The organism is Elusimicrobiota bacterium (assembly GCA_041660925.1).
Taxonomy (GTDB): Bacteria; Elusimicrobiota; Elusimicrobia; order UBA1565; family UBA1565; genus JBAZUV01.
This window is the reverse complement of the sequence record JBAZVI010000008.1, coordinates 20,469-36,886: the sequence shown is the minus strand read 5'-3', so window position 1 is coordinate 36,886 and position 16,418 is coordinate 20,469. Positions and strand designations below refer to the sequence as shown.

The window sequence follows — 16,418 nt, the reverse complement described above, 5'->3', positions numbered from 1 at the left end:
AGGGAAGGGTGCGGTCACAGTCGTTGTAGATTTTTGGAGATCAGTCCTCTTGTAGCGTTCCTTGCATCAAAGACGCGGCGCGCGCGGCGCACGACGTTCTTGTAGTCGATCCCGGCGTGGGCGGTGAGGATGACGACGCAGGCGGCCGAGCGGAGCGCGGCGTCGGTCAGCGGCACCGAGCGCAGGGTCCGGCCGCGGACCTCGAGACGGGGGACGAAGCGGTCGTGGTAGCGCACTTTCGCGCCGGCCTGCAGAAGAAGGTCCATGACGTCGAGCGAGGGGGACTCCCGGTAGTCCTCGATGCCCGGCTTGTAGGCCGCCCCGAGGACGAGGATGGCGCTGCTCTTGAGCGCCTTGCGGTCCTCGTTGAGGAGGGCCGCGATGCGCCGCACGGTGTGCTCGGGCATGGAGCCGTTGACGGTGGAGGCGAGCTGGATGAAGCGGGGGTCGAAGTTCAAGGTCTTCATCTTCCAGCTCAGCAGCTGCGGGTCCTTCGGGATGCAGTGCCCGCCGATGCCGGGGCCGGGGTAGAAGGGCATGAAGCCGAAGGGCTTCGTCGCCGCGGCGCCGATGACCTCCCAGGCGTCGAGGCCCAGACGGTGGCAGATGAGCGCCACTTCGTTGACGAGGGCGATGTTCACCGCGCGGAAGGTGTTCTCGAGGAGCTTGACGACCTCGGCGGCCCGGGTGCTCGAGACCGGGACGACCTTCGTGATGACCTGCGCGTAGAGCGCCGAGGCCAGGCGCGTCGAGGCGGGATCGGCGCCGCCGACGACCTTCGGGGTGTTGGCGATCTTGTAGACCGGGTTGCCCGGGTCCACGCGCTCGGGCGAGAAGGCGAGGAAGAAGTCGCGGCCCAGGCGCCGGCCGCCCTTCTGGAGCTCGGGGAGGATGATCTCCTCGGTGGCGCCGGGGTAGGTGGTGCTCTCGAGCACCACGAGCGGGGATCGGCGCATGCGCCCGGCGATCTCGCGGACCGCGGCCACGATGTTGGAGATGTCGGGCTCCTTGGTCTTGCGCATGGGGGTCTGGACGCAGATGACGACGGCGTCCTGCTCGGAGAGGGCGTCGAAGCGCTCCTCCGCCTTGAGGAAGCGGGAGCGGACCAGACGCGCGAGGTCGCGGGAGTCCACGTCCGAGACGTAGGAGCGTCCGCGCCGCACGTCCCGCACGCGCTGGGGGCTGACGTCGAAGCCGGTGACCCGGTAGCCCCGGCGGCCGAACTCGACGGCCAGCGGCAGGCCGACGTAGCCCAGCCCGAGGATGCCGACGCGCGCGGAGCGGTCCTTGAAGCGCGCCTCGAGCTTCTTGATCGTGCCGGTATGTTCTGCCTGGTGCATTAGACCCTCTCGCCGTCGGCGCGGAGCGTCGACGGCGAGCCCGATTGTAGCACACTGCCGCGCACCCCCACGACGGAGAGGCCCGCGGCGGCCCGCCCCATTTCCTATCATAGTCCCGCGTGTTCTCCTCCTATCGAAGACGCTGGGCGGCGGCGGACCCGGACCTGCGGGCGTTCCTGTTCGGCATCCTCCTGCTCGGGGTCAACCAGGGCATCCTCAACTCCACCTTCAACAACTACCTCAGCGACGTCTTCCGGCTGAGCGCGGCCGCGCGCGGCGCGCTCGAGTTCCCGCGCGAGCTGCCGGGCTTCCTGGTCCTCTTCGTCGCCGGCGCGCTCGCGGCCTTCCCGATGCGGGCCTGGGCCGTGCTCATCGGCCTGCTCTCCGCCGCCGGGGTGGCGGGGCTGGGATTCCTCTCTCCCGACGCCCGGACGATGACGCTCTGGATGCTCTCCTGGAGCATGGCCGACCACCTCTTCATGCCCGTCGAGAGCGCGGTCGGCCTCCGGATGGCGAAGGAGGGGGGGAAGGGACGCCGCCTCGGCCAGATCAGCGGCGCGCGCAACCTCGCCATGATCCTGGGCGCGGCCGTCGTCTGGGTCTTCGCGCGGGGCGGGGGCGGCGCGATGTACGCGCGCCTCTACCTCGCCGCGGTCCTCGCCGCGCTCGCCGCCTCCGTCCTCTTCGCGCGCATGGGCCCGGGGATCGAGACGCCGGGGACGGCGCGGCGCTTCGTCGTCCGTCGGGAGTACGCGCTCTTCTACTGGCTCAACGTGCTCTTCGGCGCGCGCAAGCAGATCTTCCTGACCTTCGCGCCGTGGGTGCTCGTCACCGAGTTCGGCGCGAGCCCGCGCACGATGGCCGCGCTCTTCCTCTGCGCGGCGGTGCTGGGGGTCGTCTTCCGCCAGGAGTTCGGGGTCTTCGTGGACCGCTTCGGGGAGAAGCGGATGTTCTACGCCGACGCGGCGATCCTGCTCGTCATCTGCGCGGGCTTCGCGCTCTCGCGCAGCGTCGGGCTGCTCTACGGGCTCTACATCCTCGACAACCTGATGTTCGCGACCCGCATCGCGCGCACGACCTACCTCGACCGCATCCTCGTCGAGCGCGGCGACATGGCGGCGACGCTCTCGCTCGGGATCACCCTCGACCACGCGGTCTCGATGACCGTGCCGGCGCTGGGGGGGCTGCTCTGGAGCGCGTACGGCTACCCGGCGGTGTTCTGGGCGGCGAGCCTTCTCGCCGCGGCCGTCTTCTTCGTCGCCCGACAGGTCGACCGGCAGGGACCTCCGAAGACCCTCCCGGCCGGTCGGGGCATGCCGGAGACCTCCGTCGATTAGACCCCACCGGGGATCTCCGGAGGAGATCCCCGGTCAGTGCAGGAACGCGACGCCCGGGCCCATCTCGCGCAGGCCGCGCTCCAGCGCGGCGCCGAACTCCCCGGGGGTTCCCCAGCGCTCGGCCGGGTCCTTCGCGAGCGCCTTGAGCAGGGCGAGGTCCACGCTCTCCGGACAGTCCGGACGCTCCGTGCGCACCGAGGGGATCGGCGCCTCGCGGATGGCGCGCAGGACGGCGGGGACGGAGTCCCCGCCGTAGGGCGGGCGTCCCGCGAGCGCGTGGTAGAGGGTCGCGGCCAGCGCGTGCACGTCCGAGCGCGTGTCGGCCGAGGCGCCGTCGAGGACCTGCTCCGGCGGCATGTAGAAGGGGGTGCCCATCGCGCAGCCCGCCTGGGTCACGGGCGCGCCGGCCTCGGCCGCGCTGGGCTTGGCGAGCCCGAAGTCGGCGAGCTTCACGCCCCCCCGGCGGTCCACCAGGACGTTCGCGGGCTTCACGTCGCGGTGCACGACGCCGCGCAGGCGCACGCACTCGAGGGCGCCGGCGAGCTGGACCCCGATGTGGACGGCGTAGGGTACGGTGAGCCGGCCCTCCCTCCGCAGGACCGCGGCGAGCGTTTCGCCCGCGCAGAACTCCATCACCGCGTAGACGAGCGCGCCCTCGCTGCCGGCGTCGAGGAGGCGCACGACGTTGGGGTGCTCGGCGCGGCGCAGGGCCTCCATCTCGCGTTTGAAGCGGCGAAGGGCCTCGGCGTCGCCGACGAGCTCGCGGCGCAGGGCCTTGAGCGCCACGATCTCCTCGCTGCGCGGGTCGCGGGCCCGGTAGACGACGCCGGAGCGGCCTTCGCCGATGCGCTCGAGCAGCTCGTAGGGGCCGACCTTGCCGACGGGCCGCGGCCGGTCGGTGGGCGGGGCCTCGCGCAGCTCGACGCGCAGGCGCACCTTCCCGAGCTCGATGGTGTCGCCGTACTTGAGCGCGGCGAGGATGATGCGCTTCCCGTTGAGGCGGGTCCCGTTGGAGGAGCCCAGGTCGCGCAGGCGCAGCTCGCCCTCGCGCAGCTCGATGCTGCAGTGCTGGCGCGAGACCTGCGGGTCGTCGATGTCGACGTCGGCCGCGTCCCCGCGCCCGAGCGTCGTGAGGCCCTCGCGCAGGCGCACGGGCTCGCGCAGGGGTCCTTCGCCGAGCGGGGAGAGGTGGGGCTTCATCGCGAAGAAACATAACAAATGCGGGGGCCGCGCGGGGAGCTCCGGAACCCGCCTTTGTGCCCAGGGCGCGGCTGGGTCGTTGGGAGGGGTAAGTCGGCGCGCTCAGGATTGGTATCATGCCTCCCGCATGGCGACCCACGCCGCCGTCCTGACGGCCTGCGTCTTCTGGGCGGTCTCCTTCATCGCGACGAAGGCGGCGCTCGCGGCGGTCCCGCCGCTGAGCGTCGTGACGCTGCGCCTGCTCGTCTCGGCGCTCTGCTTCGCTCCCCTGCTCTGGCGCCGCCGCGCGGGGCTGCTGTGCGGCGGGCCGGGCCGCTTCGGCCGTCTCTTCCTCCTCAGTCTCGCCGGGACCGGTCTCCACTACGGCGTGCAGACCGTCGGGCTCCAGTACACGAGCGCGTCGAACGCCTCCCTCTGGGCGATGACCTGTCCGCTCGGCATCACCCTCATCGCCGCGCTCTTCCTCGGGGAGCGGCTCACCGCGCGCAAGGCGGCGGGCCTCGCGCTCGCGCTCGCCGGCGTGCTCGTCGTGCTCGGGCCCGACGCCCTGAGCAGCGGCGTGCGCGCCCAGCTGCTCGGCGACGGGCTCGTGTTCCTGAGCATCTTCATGTGGGCCGTGTTCACCGTCTACGGCAAGAAGCTCAACGCGGAGCTGGGCGCCCTCGAGCTCGCCGGAGCCTCGACGATCCTCGGCGCGCTGACGATGCTCCCCCTCGGCCTCTGGGAGGCCTCGGCCCGGGGCTTCTCGCCGGCGGCGGTCCCCGCCTCGGCCTGGTGGGCCATCCTCTTCCTGGGCGCGGGCTGCGGCTTCCTCTCCACCCTGCTCTATTTCGTCGCGCTCGAGCGCACCGAGTCCCAGAAGGTCGGGGTGTATCTCTACACCATCCCGCCCATGACCTACCTGGCCGCGGCCCTCCTGCTGGGAGAGCGCGTCGGTCCCGCCCTGCTGGCCGGCTCGGCGCTCGTCGCCGCCGGCGTCTACATCACGGAGAGAGGATGACCATGCCCATCGCCCCGACCGACGCGCGCGCAAGAGCCATCGCCGGCGCCCTGGCGTCCTACGCCGCCGCCGCCGTCCTCTGGACCGGCGCGCACTACGCCGGGCTCGGTCTTCCCGTCTGGGCCCTGCTCGCGCCGCGCTGGCTCGGCGCGGCCTTCCTCGCGCTCTACGCGCTCAAGCGCCGCTCCCTGACCGCCTGGATCCTCGTCGCGATGGTCGTGGGCGCCGAGCTCGGCCACGACTTTCCGGCCGCCGCGGTGCAGCTGCGCGTGCTGAGCCTCGTCTTCCTGCGCCTCATCAAGACCATCATCGCGCCGCTGATCTTCGCGACCCTGGTCGTCGGCATCGCGGGGCACTCGGACCTCAAGCAGGTCGGGCGCATGGGCGTCAAATCCCTGATCTACTTCGAGGTCGTCACGACGCTCGCGCTCTTCATCGGCCTCGCCGCCATCAACCTGAGCAAGGCCGGGGTCGGCATCCAGCTCCCGGCGGCGCCGCAGGCGGAGGTCACCGTCGTCCCGAAGCAGTCGGTGCAGGAGATCCTCCTGCACGTCTTCCCGGAGAACATCGCGAAGTCGGTGGCCGAGGGGCAGGTGCTCCAGGTCGTGGTCTTCAGCATCCTCTTCGGCGTCGCGCTCGCGATGCTGAGCGAAGAGAAGCGCCGGCCGATGCTCGCCTTCGCCGGGAGTCTCGCCGAGACGATGTTCAAGTTCACGAACCTCGTGATGCTCTTCGCCCCGGTGGGGGTGGGCGCCGCCATCGCCTACACCGTGGGGCACATGGGGCTCGGGGTGCTCGTGAACCTCTTCAAGCTGCTGGCGACCCTCTACGCGGCGCTGGCCGCCTTCCTCGTGTTCGTCCTCCTGCCCGTCGCGCTCATCGCGCGCGTACCTCTGCGCCGCTTCTGTCTCGCCGTCGCCGAGCCGGTCTCCATCGCCTTCGCCACCACGAGCTCGGAGGCCGCCCTCCCGCGCGCGATGGAGGCCATGGAGGCCATCGGGGTGCCGCGGCAGATCGTGGCGTTCGTGATGCCCACCGGCTACAGCTTCAACCTCGACGGCAGCACGCTCTATCTCGCGCTCGCCTCGGTCTTCGTCGCGCAGGCGGCGGGGGTCCAGCTCTCGTGGGGCCAGCAGCTCCTCATGGTGTTCACGCTCATGCTCACGAGCAAGGGCGTCGCCGGGGTGCCGCGGGCGACGCTCGTCATCCTGCTGGGGACCGCGGCGTCCTTCAACCTGCCCACCGAGCCCATCTTCATCATCCTCGGCATCGACGAGCTCATGGACATGGCGCGCACCTCGGTCAACGTCATCGGCAACTGCCTCGCGACCGTGGTCATCGCGCGTTGGGAGGGGGAGTTCGGGAAGGAGCACCCCTCCGCGGTGGTGAAGGACGCTCTCTAGCTATTCGTCGGCGGGGAGGGCGTAGAGCAGGCGGGCGTCGATGCTCATGACGTGGTAGACGCCGTTGAGGTTCGCCATCGTGTCGCGGACGAACTCGTTCATCATCGCGGGCGTGCGCCCCTCCTCCCGGTAATCCTTGACCTCGCGGGCGAGCGCGAGCCGCACCGACTCCTCGGGCGACTTGTAGAGGGCGATCCCCCCGAAGACGTTCCAATGCCGGCTCTTGTCGGGCCCGTCCTCCTTGTTGCCCGGCAGGAGGAAGTTCTCCAGCGCGATGGAGGTGGGGAGCTGGGCGCGGGGGATGCTCTTCACCCAGGCGAAGGGGATGCGGATGGCCTCGTCGAGCAGGCCGACGGCGGCGCGCTTGTCGCCGCCCTTCAGACGCAGGGCCTCCCGGAAGAGCAGGACCATCGGCAGGTTGTGGTTCTCGAGCGCCATGTCCGCGTGCTTCGGGGTCGTGCGCGCGGCCGCGCGCAGGTAGCGGCGGTCGTGCTGGGCGAAGAGCGAGAGCTTGACGAAGTCCCGGCGCGTCGTCGTGGACTTGAAGTACTGCCACAGGGCGCGGTCCCGGTAGTTGCTCAGCTGGAGGAGGTTCCGGGGCGGGGGCAGCGTCTCGAGCTCCAGTTTCAGGCCGAGGTCCCGGTCCGCCAGCTCCGACATCTTCCGGAAGACCTCGCCGGCCGGGCGCTTCCCGGCGGCGTGCTCCCGGTAGAGCGGCGACTCCAGGAGCTCCCGCAGATGGTCGCGGAAGAAGAGCGTCCCGGCCGTGAAGGGGGTCTGGCCCTTCACGCTCAGGGTCTCCGCGTCCTCGCTGAGCTCGATGAGCAGCATGAGCAGCGAGTAGAGGTCCCGCTTCTCCCACAGCGCCTGAGAGCGCCGGGTCTTCCCCAGGGCGTAGTCGCGCTCGACCGGGGTCAGGCCGGGGCGCCGGAGGCCGTAGGCGATGGAGAAGCGCAGGCCTTCGTCGTAGACCTCGGTCTGCAGGCGGTCCCGGTAGAGCGTGCGCGGCTCGCGCGCCATCGCGCGGAGGAAGGGCAGCGGGGAGTCCTTGAGCGCCGGATGCGCGAGGAGCACCGCGGGGCGCTGGACGTATTCGGCGGAAGGGAGGTACAGGAAGAACTCGCGGGGGTAGGGGAACGGACGGCCGGGCGCGTCGGCCTCCTGGCGGGCCTTGTACGGGTCGCCGCTCGCATAAAGCTTTTCCAGGATGCGGACGTCCTCTTCGTCGATGAAGCCGTTGCGGTTGACGTCGACCTTGAGGGCCTCGAGCCGGGGCCGCGCGTAGGGGTTCGCGAGGAAGCGGCGCAGCAGGACGGCGTCCCTGGAGTCCCAGGCATGGTCGCCGTTGAGGTCCCCGAGCATGACGAGCTCGGAGCGGATGCCGATGCGGCGCACCGGGAGCGTGTAGTAGGTCGCTGCGGCGCCCGCGCCGGCGACGAGGAGGGCGTACAGAAAAAGTTTCAGGGCTCTGGGCATGGGCGAATCATAGAATTTCTCCGGGGGTCAGACGTTAACTTTCGCAACTTATTTCCCGGCCGGATTCCCGCCTATATCCCTCCGTTCCTGAAATGACGCGATAAACCGCGTTTCCCGCCCCAAAAACAAGTTGCATAAGTTGCGGCGTCAGGCACCGGGGGTCAGAGGCGGGGGTGAGCGTCTAGGTCCTTGGGCCTGCTTTCCTATGAGCCCCAAAGCGGACCGGCGCTGGGACCTCCTGCCCTGAAGGATGGACGGTTTCACGGCTATCCTGAAGACATGAAAACGATCACCTTCGCGCTCATGACCCTCCTCGCCGTGCAGCTCAAGGCCCAGGTCGTCGCTCCTCCCGACGCCATGGAAGACATGCAGAAAGCCAAGAGCACGCTCCAGGAGCGCCTCCAGCCCGCGAAGATCGGCGACGCGGCGGTCCGCGAGATCATGAAGCGGCTCATCAAGGACGGCGCGCCGATGCCCGGAGAGGTCGAAGGCACGACCTGGCTCAACTACAACCGCCAGCAGGACGACGGCAAGGGCGGCATGGACATCCTCGCGGTCCAGGTCCTCGAGATCCCGGTGAAGGACGGCCGCATCGGCGGAGAGGACAGCCCCTACCAGGACCTCGTCTACCGCCGCAGCTTCTCCCACATGATGGGGATCTCCCAGCGCATCCGCGTCGACGGCGAGGGCAAGCGTACGATCGACGAGTACAAGTACACGATCTCGCTCGGCGGGGCCATCCTCAAGGTCGAGCACAACCTCGTCCCCATCAAGGGCGTGAACATGGCCGGCCAGCTCGTCGCCGACATGGAGAACGCCAAGTTCTACCAGCTCATGCCCCGGGACCCCGCGGTGCAGCGCCGCTGGAAGTCCATGGAGAAGGCCTTCCTCACCATGGGGCCGCTCATCGCGATTTGAAGACGCTTCTTCTCGCCGTCCTGGCCGTCTCGGCCCGCGCCGGAGAGCCGGTCTTCGACCCCCGGGCGCTCTTGAAGAGCGCCCGGGACGCCGCTTTTTCGGTCGAGGCCCCGTCCGCCGCCGAGCGTCCCGCGCCCCGCCTGAGCGTCGGCCGCGACGCGGACGGGAACCTCGCGCTCACCGGCGCCGACTGCGCGGCGCTGGAGAAGCAGGGCGCGGCGCTGGCCGAGTGGAAGGCGCGCCTGCGCGAAGCCCCCGCCGCGCGGGAAGCCTGCCGCTGCGGTCCGCAGGGCTGCACGCTCCGAGTCGACGCCCCCTCCTTCGTCCGCCGCGTCCATGACACCCGCGCCCGGCGCTGGGGCCCGAACTGCTGGAACACGGCGCTCGTCTCGGCGGGGATCCTCTCCGCGCCGGGCTTCGCCTCCCCCGAGGAGATGTCCTTCTGGATGGCGTCGCCGCTCTGCCGGCCTCTCCACGCGGCCGAGGCGCCGCGGCCCGGAGACATCGCCGCCATCCGCGACGAGAAGGGCGCGGAAGTGCACGGCTTCGTCTACGTGAGCGACGAGCTGGCCTTCTCCAAGAACTATCTGACGGCGGCCTCGCCCTACGCCCTCCAGAGTCCCGCCGACGTCTTCGGCGAATATCCCGTCCCCGCGCTCTGCCGCACCTCGGGGGGCTCCGCGGGCTGTCCGGCCTACATCGACCTCTTCCGCTGCTCCACCCGGGAGGAGTACGTGCGGGGCTCCGGTCTCGCGCTCGAGGAGGACTACCTCCGCGCCGAGAAGACGGTCGCCGAGCAGGAGAAGGCGGTCGCCGAGCTCGTGTTCGGCTGGCAGTCGGGCCCCGAGTTCCGGGGCCGCGCCGACGGGCTCCTCCGCTCCTCGGCGCAGACGCTCACCTCCCTGCGCGAGCGGACCCGCGGCCGCTCCGGCCTGCTCTGGAACGCCCTCGGCCTGCGCATCGACTCCCTGCTCCACCAGCTCACGCTGATATGACGAACGCGGCCCTCCTCCTCCTGTCCTTCCTCGCCGCCTCCGCCCGCGCGGGCGAGCCGGTCTTCGACCCCCGCGCCCTGCTCCAGAGCGCCCGGGAGGGGGCGGCCCTCTCCGAATCCGCGCCGGGCGCCGTCCCCGCCTGCCGCGGCCGGGTCTCCGTGCCGGGCCCCTCGCTCGGGGAGCTCGAGCACGGCCGGGGCCTGCTCTGGAGGGTCGTCGCGCCCTCCGGCGCCGTGAGCTGGGTCTTCGGCACGGAGCACACCGACGAAGGCCGGGTCATCGACCTCCTGCGCCGCCTGCGTCCCTTCTTCGAGACCTCGCGGCGCATCGTCAACGAAGTGGACATGGGCGACAAGGCGGGCGAGGCCTACGTCGGCGGCATCCGGCTCCCGGCCGGGCGGAAGCTCTCGACGCTCATCGGGCCCGAGCTCTACGCCGAGAGCGAGCGCCTCCTCGGCGCCTACGGCGTCTCGGAGAACGGCGCCGAGTCGATGAAGGTCTGGGCCGTCTTCAACGTGCTCAGCCGTCCTCCCATGAGGGGCGGCGTCGTCCTCGACAAGCTCATCCGCGAGGAGGGCCTGCGCCGGCGCAAGGAGGTCCTCGCCATCGAGACCGTCCCCGAGCTCCTCGAGGGGCTCGACTCCCTTTCGCTCCCCTTCCAGATCGAGTCCCTGCGCGACACGGTCTGCGACTACGGGGAGAACGCCCTCCACGCCGAGCGCCTCGGCGCGCTCTACCTGGCGCAGGACATCGGCGGGATGTACGCCTACAGCTTCCACAAGCTCCCCGCCGACCACCGCCACGTGGACGCCTTCATGGAGCGCATGCTCTTCTTCCGCAGCGAGCGCATGGCCGCGCGGCTCGCCCCGCTCCTCTCCGAGGGCGGCGCCTTCGTCGGCGTGGGAGCGCTGCATCTGCCCGGGCCGCGCGGCCTGCTCGCGCTGCTCGAGCGCCGGGGCTGCCGCGTGAGCGCCGTCGACATGGACGACCCTTCCCAGCGTCCCGCGCAGCCGCCCGCCGGGGCCGTGCGCCGCGAGCGGGCCGGGCCCGACGCCCCCGAGCTCGTGGGCGACATCCCCGAGCTCGTCACCGCGGCGAAGGTCGCCGAGGTCTGGGGCATCGTGAAGGAGCTCGTCCCCGTCCCCGAGGGGACGCCGCCGCCGAGCGTCCGCTTCGAGAGCTCGGACGCCCAGCGCATGAGTCTCGACTGGATGCTCTGGGTCGCCGAGTGGCGCAAGGCGCACCCCGAGGCGCCGGGTCCCTGCCCCAAGACGATGCTGAGCTACTACTTCGAGGGCACCGGCGTCGCCCGCGTGGACCCCGTCGTCTTCCGCAAGTACTACCAGACGGACCCGGCGACCGGCGGCAAGCGCGACTTCGTCGGCTTCGGCTACTACTCCCTCGGCCACGCCCTGCTCCACTACGCGCTCGAGCGCCGCGGCGAGAGCGCCGCCCGCCACCACTGCCTGCTCTCCGGCGGGGGGGACGCCAGTCTTTCCGCGCGCCTGGCGGCCCGCCTCGCCGAGGGCGGCACCGCGAGCGCCATCTTCATGCTGCGCGACGGCGTCGCTCCCGAGCGCGCCGACGACCCCTGCGGAGGGAGCCGATGAGGGCGCTCTCCGCCGCCCTGCTCCTTGCGCTGTTCGTCGCGTCCGCCCGCGCGGAGGACGCCGTTCCCGAGGTCGGGCCGGCGGGTCCGCTCCCCGAGGCCGCCTTTCGCGTGCGCGCGCTGGCTCTTCCGGCCCTGGAGGGGATGTTCGCCGCCTCCCTGGCCGGCGCTCCGGCCGTGGAGGGAGAGCTCCCGGAGCTGGTGACTTTGGAGCGCGTCGCGACGGTCTGGTCCTTCGTGCGGGAGCTCTCCGGCCTTCCTGCCGGTACGCCCGCGCCGACGGTCCGCTTCGAGAGCTTCGACCCCGCGCTCATGAGCGACGCTCAGAAGCGCTTCATAGAGGAGTGGGGGAAGGGGCACCCCGAGGTGCCGCTGCCCTTCCCGAAGAACATGCAGGCGTACTATTTCGAGGGGAAGGCGACGGCGCAGGTGAGCCCGGCGGTCTTCCTCCGCTACTACCGCGAGGATCCCTCGACCGGCCGGCGCTACGACCCGGCCGGCTTCGGCTACTACTCGGTCGGCCACGAGCTGCTCCACTACGCCTTCGAGACGAAGGGCGTGCCGCTCGCCCGGCACCACTGCCTCTTCATCACCGGCGACGAGGACTCCCTCGCCGACCGGCTCGCCGCGAAGCTCTCGGACGCGGGCCTCTCGAGCTTCATCTTCCTCCGCCGCGACGGCCTGAACGTCGAGCGCATGACAGGGGCGTGTCCGAGTGATAGCGCGCTCCCAGGTCGCGCGCGATCGGAGTGAGCCGAGGCGCGAGGAGCGCGGCGTAGCACAGCTACGCGAGCGACGAGCAACGACGGCGCAACCTGATGGCGCGCGACCCGCTCTATCTGGAGACCCATGTATCCCTTTGAAGAGCGGGAGGCCCCCTCCCGACCGGGCGCTGCGTTGCTCGTCGCTCAGATAGCTCAAGCTATCCTCGCTCCTCGCGCCTTGCTCCCGGCGCGGGCCGGGGCCTCCTGGAAGTGCGCTATCACTCGGACACGCCCCCACCCCTGCGCAGGGAACGCGGGACCTTCGGCCCCCTGAACGGTCGTCCGCCGCTCTCTTCCCCTTAGGTCCTCTGCCGCCGCCTTCCTGCCCGAAGGTCTCATAAGGATTTTCACAGCGTTAAATAGAATCTAAATGTCGCAATCATAAAGCGAGAGGGACGAACATGACGAAGCTGCTCAAGAACATCACCGCCGCGACTCTGGCCGCCGTGCTCTTCGTGCTGAGCCCGGGCCTGCCCGCCTACCAGCTTTTCGCCCAGGTCGTCGCGCACCCCGTCCCGACCGGGATGAGCATGCCCGCGACCCCCGTCGTCAACGCCGTGCTCCCGAACGCGGGGAACGCCGTCTCCAACGGTCAGATCCTGAAGAACGGCGTCCTGCCGACCCTGAGCGTCCTCCCGACCGTCCGGGTGCAGGCTGTTTCCGCGCAGGCCGCCGCGCTCCCGACCGTGCAGGCTGCGAAGAACTCCGCGGCTTCCGCCGTCGTCAAGACCGCCGTTCCCTCCATGGTGCGCACTTCGGTCCTCGAAGCGGGCCAGAGCGCTTCGAGGACGGCGCGAGAGGAGAACGGCCAGCGCGCCGCCGCCGCCCAGGTCGGCACGATGGCCGTCGAGGTCGGCAAGACCCTTTCCGCCGCCGGCGAGCTCTCCTCGGTCTCCGCCGAGAACTCCCGCGGGGTCGGCTCCAAGATCCAGGCCATCCTGACCGGCGCCCGCTTCAACGCCGCCGAGGACCTGCCCTTCGAGCCCGCCGTCGAGATCCGCGACGTGCGCCGCGGCTTCGAGCTCGCCAAGCCGGCCGGTCAGGAACTCGCCGAGACCGTCGGCGCCTACAACATCCAGGAAGTCGTCCCGACTCCGGCGGAGCAGACGGAGCGGCCGCTGCCGCCTTCCAACCGCAACAGCCCGACCTGGCCCAAGTTCCTCGCCGCCGGCCTCGCCCTCCTCCCCGCCGCGCTCCTCGGCTGGCCGCTCATCGCCGCCGCCGGCGGGACGCTCGGCCTGGCCCTCGGCTCCGCCACCATCGCCTCCAGCGTCCTGCTCGCCGCCCTCCCCTTCATGGGCGCCGGCACGCGCAAGGGCGTGCGCATGATCCCCGGCATCGGCCTCACCGTCCTCGGCCTCACCGCCGCGTTCGGCGCCTTCACGCTCGGAACCGGCTACGCCGCCGCCGCCCTCGTCGCCCTCGGCGGCTGGGGCCTCGTCCGCTACGGCAAGTCCGAGGACTCCCGCCGCGGCTACGACAACGAGTACGCCCTGAGCGCCTTCTTCGGCGCGCTCGGCGCCACGGCTCTCCCGGCGCTCGTCCTCATGCCGCATGCGGGCATCGTCGCGACCGTCCTCATCGTCGGCTCCTACCTCAGCGCGGGCCTCCTCCTCATGCACCTGCCCAGCTGGGTCGGCTTCGGCATCACCTCCGTCATGACGGTCCTCTATAAGGGAACGCGCGGCATCCTCCGCGTCGAGGACTCCCTGCGCAACGACACCGTCCTCTACGACCGCCTGGTGCGCTTCACGAAGGACCAGCTGAGCCGCTCCCCGTGGAACGCGGTCTGGCTGGCGGGCATCTGGGTCCCGGTCGGACTCTCCGAGCTCGTGCAGTGGGCGCTCGGCGTCGCCGGGGGCGTCGTCGTCGGGGCGATGGGGGCTCCCGCCGCCTTCCTCTGGGGCGCGTCCTACAAGCTCTCCCGCGAGTCCCGCGCCACCCGCTTCTTCGCCGAGTGGACGCGCTCGATGTTCGACAACGTCCAGGGCGGCAAGAAGGCGCACTACAACCCGCTCATCAAGCCGCTTCTCACCTACGTCAACTCCAAGAACAAGCTCGTGAGCCTGCCCGCGAGCCTCGCGCTGCGCCTGGCGCAGTGGGGCTGGCTGCTCTACGCCGTGCTCGGCACCCCGGTGCTCGGACTCGTCGGCTTCGTCCGCGCCTTCGGCCGCAGCGCCGCGCCCTACGCCGAGGAGCGCCACAACCCGAACACTCTGAGGGTGGACACCGACGACCGCGCCGGCGAGAACACCGACGAGCCGGGTCCCACGGACCCGACGAAGCCGGGCAAGTCCACGCTCGCGCCGCGCATCATCGCGACGACGCTCGCGCTGCTGCCCGCCGGCTTCTTCGGCCTCCCCATGCTCTTCACGATGAGCCCGGCCTTCGGCGGCTTCTACCTCGCCCTCACCCTCGCGCTGGCCGCCCTGCCGTTCCTGCCGGCCGCGACGCCCAAGAAGGCCCGCCAGCTCCCGGGCATCCTCCTTTCGACGATGGGGCTCATGACCCTGGCGGGGCTCTACATGCTCTTCACCGCCGCGCCCGTGGTCGCGCTGGCCGGACCGGCGGTCCTGAAGGCCGCCCAGAGCATCGTCACGACCAACGGCTTCTGGATGGGCTCCCTCGGGACCGTGGGCGGCTGGGGCCTCTACCGCTACCTCGGACGCATCTCCGAGGAGGACGGCAAGCGCATCTCGCCCGACGACCCCGAGTACATCGGCGCCTTCTTCGGCGCGACGGCCGCCGCGGCCGGGCTCGGCGCGATCCTCATGGGCCTCACCGGCTGGCCGCTCGTCGTCCTCTCGGGCCTCGCCTACCTGACGAGCCCGCTGCTCCTCATGCACCTGCCCAAGTGGGTGTGGACGGGCCTCAGCGACGCGTTCTACGGGGTCGTCGACAGCGCGCGGGGCTTCTATAAGATCCTCAACGCCTGGGAGCGGGAGACCGACTTCCACCGCAACCTCCGCAAGCACGCGAACTACTGGCTGGGCAAGACCGTATGGAACGGGTCCTGGCTCTCGATCCTCTGGGTGCCGATGTGGCTGACCCAGCTCGCCGAGTTCGCGCTCGCCGGCGTCCTCGGCCTCGCGCTCGGCGCCGTCCGCGCACCCTTCAACTTCGCCGCGGGCGCCTTCCGCAAGGGGATGCCCGGCTCGAAGCTCGACCGGTTCTTCTCCGCCTTCACGGAGAGCTGGCTCGCGCAGAGCGAGGGTCGGGACGCCTACGCGCAGTTCGAGCGCTCCGGCAAGCGCTGGCTCGAGGGCATGAACGCCTATGCCGAGCCGAGCCATCGGCCGACCCTCGGCGCGGTGCTCAGCGGCCTCGCGGTCCGGCTCGACCAGGTCGTCTGGCTGCTCGGGACGCTGCTGGCCACTCCGGTGCTCATGGCGTACGGGGTCTACAAGGGCTTCAAGGCCGCCTTCGCGAAGCCGACCGACGGCGACGGCTCCGCGCCGGTCGAGACGCAGCCGTCCGAGCCGGTCCAGCTGAAGGCGAAGTCGCCGGAGCAGCGCCTGGCGCCGCTCATCCTCGGCCTGGGCGGAGCGATCGTCATGCTCGGCCTGCCCGCGACCTCGCTGGCCATCGGCGTCGTCCTGGCCATCCTGACCCTGCCGGACCTCCTCAGCGGCTCCCAGACCCGCCGCGCGGACCTGACGCGGAAGTTCGGCGCCTACGCGCTCGGGACGCTCATCGGCGGGATCGGCAGCCTGCTGTTCCTCCACGGCGCGCCGCTCGTCATCGCGGGGGCCGTGGCGGTCCCGGTCGCATGGGCCGCGCTGAGCGCCGCGCTCTCCAGGAAGGCGGAGATCGCCGAGCGCCTGCGTTCGGCGCACCGCACCGACTCCCGAGGGACCCTCTCGGGCTTCGCCGCGCCGGGGCTCGTCGCGCTCGGGCTCTTCCTCGGCAAGGCCGTCCTCGGCTTCGGCGCCGGGGTGGCGCTCACCGCCCTCCTCTACAAGCTGGGGGTCTTCAAGCAGGGCGGCGGGGACATCTCCGGCCCCGCGGGCCTGTTCTTCACCTACATCGGGATGGGGGCCCTGGGGGCCGCGCTCGCGACCGTGGCGCTCCCCTTCGTCCACTGGGTGGCCGCGCTCGGCCTCTCGGGTCTGGCGGTGGCGGTCGGCGGCGGGGTCCTCGGCCTCGCGGCCGGGCTCGCCCTGACGGCCCTGCTCTACAAGGTCGGCGCCCTCAAGCAGAGCGGCGGCGACATCAGCGGCCCCGCCGGGGTCGCCTTCATGTACATGCTCTTGGCCGCGCTCGGCGCGGGGCTCGGGGCGTATCTGCTGCCGCTGCTCATCTAGAGCGCCCGATCATTTCAGGTGCTCTGGGCTTGACGGACGACGAGGATATGCTAAACTTCCCGTCGGCGCCGA

General features: G+C 71.0%; 11 protein-coding genes. 8 read left to right on the top strand and 3 right to left on the bottom strand.

Features of this window, described 5'->3' with window-relative positions; translation table 11 throughout:
- Positions 1 to 14: 14 nt before the first annotated feature.
- Complete coding sequence (locus WC969_11850; GenBank protein MFA6030539.1) at positions 15 to 1,340, bottom strand: nucleotide sugar dehydrogenase; 1,326 nt, start codon at positions 1,338 to 1,340, stop codon at positions 15 to 17.
- A gap of 119 nt (positions 1,341 to 1,459) precedes the next feature.
- Here WC969_11850 and WC969_11845 point away from each other — a divergent pair, with 119 nt between their 5' ends.
- Positions 1,460 to 2,677, top strand: coding sequence for an MFS transporter (locus WC969_11845; protein ID MFA6030538.1), 1,218 nt, complete (start codon positions 1,460 to 1,462; stop codon positions 2,675 to 2,677).
- Positions 2,678 to 2,710: 33 nt separating this feature from the next.
- Here the strand turns inward: WC969_11845 and WC969_11840 are convergent, their stop codons facing one another.
- The gene (locus WC969_11840; protein MFA6030537.1) at positions 2,711 to 3,877 is read right to left on the bottom strand and encodes an FHA domain-containing serine/threonine-protein kinase; all 1,167 of its coding nucleotides are present in this window, start codon (positions 3,875 to 3,877) and stop codon (positions 2,711 to 2,713) included.
- A gap of 127 nt (positions 3,878 to 4,004) precedes the next feature.
- Here WC969_11840 and WC969_11835 point away from each other — a divergent pair, with 127 nt between their 5' ends.
- Positions 4,005 to 4,877, top strand: a complete 873-nt coding sequence (locus tag WC969_11835) for a DMT family transporter (GenBank protein ID MFA6030536.1) — start codon at positions 4,005 to 4,007, stop codon at positions 4,875 to 4,877.
- Positions 4,874 to 6,280: a cation:dicarboxylase symporter family transporter gene (locus WC969_11830; protein ID MFA6030535.1), complete on the top strand. Its 1,407-nt coding sequence runs from the start codon at positions 4,874 to 4,876 to the stop codon at positions 6,278 to 6,280. Before WC969_11835 ends, WC969_11830 begins: the two co-directional genes overlap by 4 nt.
- On the opposite strand, the gene WC969_11825 is transcribed toward WC969_11830, so the two are convergent.
- Positions 6,281 to 7,756, bottom strand: a complete 1,476-nt coding sequence (locus WC969_11825) for a dockerin type I repeat-containing protein (GenBank protein MFA6030534.1) — start codon at positions 7,754 to 7,756, stop codon at positions 6,281 to 6,283.
- A 279-nt stretch (positions 7,757 to 8,035) separates the two neighbouring features.
- Here WC969_11825 and WC969_11820 point away from each other — a divergent pair, with 279 nt between their 5' ends.
- The 5 genes from WC969_11820 to WC969_11800 all read left to right on the top strand — a co-directional run bounded on the left by WC969_11820 (position 8,036) and on the right by WC969_11800 (position 16,346).
- On the top strand, positions 8,036 to 8,674 hold the full coding sequence (locus WC969_11820) for a hypothetical protein (protein ID MFA6030533.1): 639 nt from the start codon (positions 8,036 to 8,038) through the stop codon (positions 8,672 to 8,674).
- Positions 8,671 to 9,669 carry a hypothetical protein gene (locus WC969_11815; protein ID MFA6030532.1) on the top strand — a complete coding sequence of 333 codons (999 nt, stop codon included), beginning with the start codon at positions 8,671 to 8,673 and terminating at the stop codon, positions 9,667 to 9,669. Before WC969_11820 ends, WC969_11815 begins: the two co-directional genes overlap by 4 nt.
- Complete coding sequence (locus WC969_11810; protein MFA6030531.1) at positions 9,666 to 11,279, top strand: TraB/GumN family protein; 1,614 nt, start codon at positions 9,666 to 9,668, stop codon at positions 11,277 to 11,279. Before WC969_11815 ends, WC969_11810 begins: the two co-directional genes overlap by 4 nt.
- On the top strand, positions 11,276 to 12,031 hold the full coding sequence (locus tag WC969_11805) for a hypothetical protein (GenBank protein ID MFA6030530.1): 756 nt from the start codon (positions 11,276 to 11,278) through the stop codon (positions 12,029 to 12,031). Before WC969_11810 ends, WC969_11805 begins: the two co-directional genes overlap by 4 nt.
- A 412-nt stretch (positions 12,032 to 12,443) precedes the next feature.
- A complete protein-coding gene (locus tag WC969_11800) occupies positions 12,444 to 16,346 on the top strand; it encodes a hypothetical protein (protein ID MFA6030529.1) in 3,903 nt (1,300 codons plus the stop codon).
- Positions 16,347 to 16,418 lie beyond the last annotated feature (72 nt).

What these genes read in the sequence shown, in the direction of transcription:
- WC969_11850 (MFA6030539.1), bottom strand. Translation starts at nt 1,340, where the DNA reads ATGCACCAGGCAGAACATACCGGCACGATCAAGAAGCTCGAGGCGCGC.
- WC969_11840 (MFA6030537.1), bottom strand. Translation starts at nt 3,877, where the DNA reads ATGAAGCCCCACCTCTCCCCGCTCGGCGAAGGACCCCTGCGCGAGCCC.
- WC969_11835 (MFA6030536.1), top strand. Translation starts at nt 4,005, where the DNA reads ATGGCGACCCACGCCGCCGTCCTGACGGCCTGCGTCTTCTGGGCGGTC.
- WC969_11830 (MFA6030535.1), top strand. Translation starts at nt 4,874, where the DNA reads ATGACCATGCCCATCGCCCCGACCGACGCGCGCGCAAGAGCCATCGCC.
- WC969_11825 (MFA6030534.1), bottom strand. Translation starts at nt 7,756, where the DNA reads ATGCCCAGAGCCCTGAAACTTTTTCTGTACGCCCTCCTCGTCGCCGGC.
- WC969_11820 (MFA6030533.1), top strand. Translation starts at nt 8,036, where the DNA reads ATGAAAACGATCACCTTCGCGCTCATGACCCTCCTCGCCGTGCAGCTC.
- WC969_11810 (MFA6030531.1), top strand. Translation starts at nt 9,666, where the DNA reads ATGACGAACGCGGCCCTCCTCCTCCTGTCCTTCCTCGCCGCCTCCGCC.
- WC969_11805 (MFA6030530.1), top strand. Translation starts at nt 11,276, where the DNA reads ATGAGGGCGCTCTCCGCCGCCCTGCTCCTTGCGCTGTTCGTCGCGTCC.
- WC969_11800 (MFA6030529.1), top strand. Translation starts at nt 12,444, where the DNA reads ATGACGAAGCTGCTCAAGAACATCACCGCCGCGACTCTGGCCGCCGTG.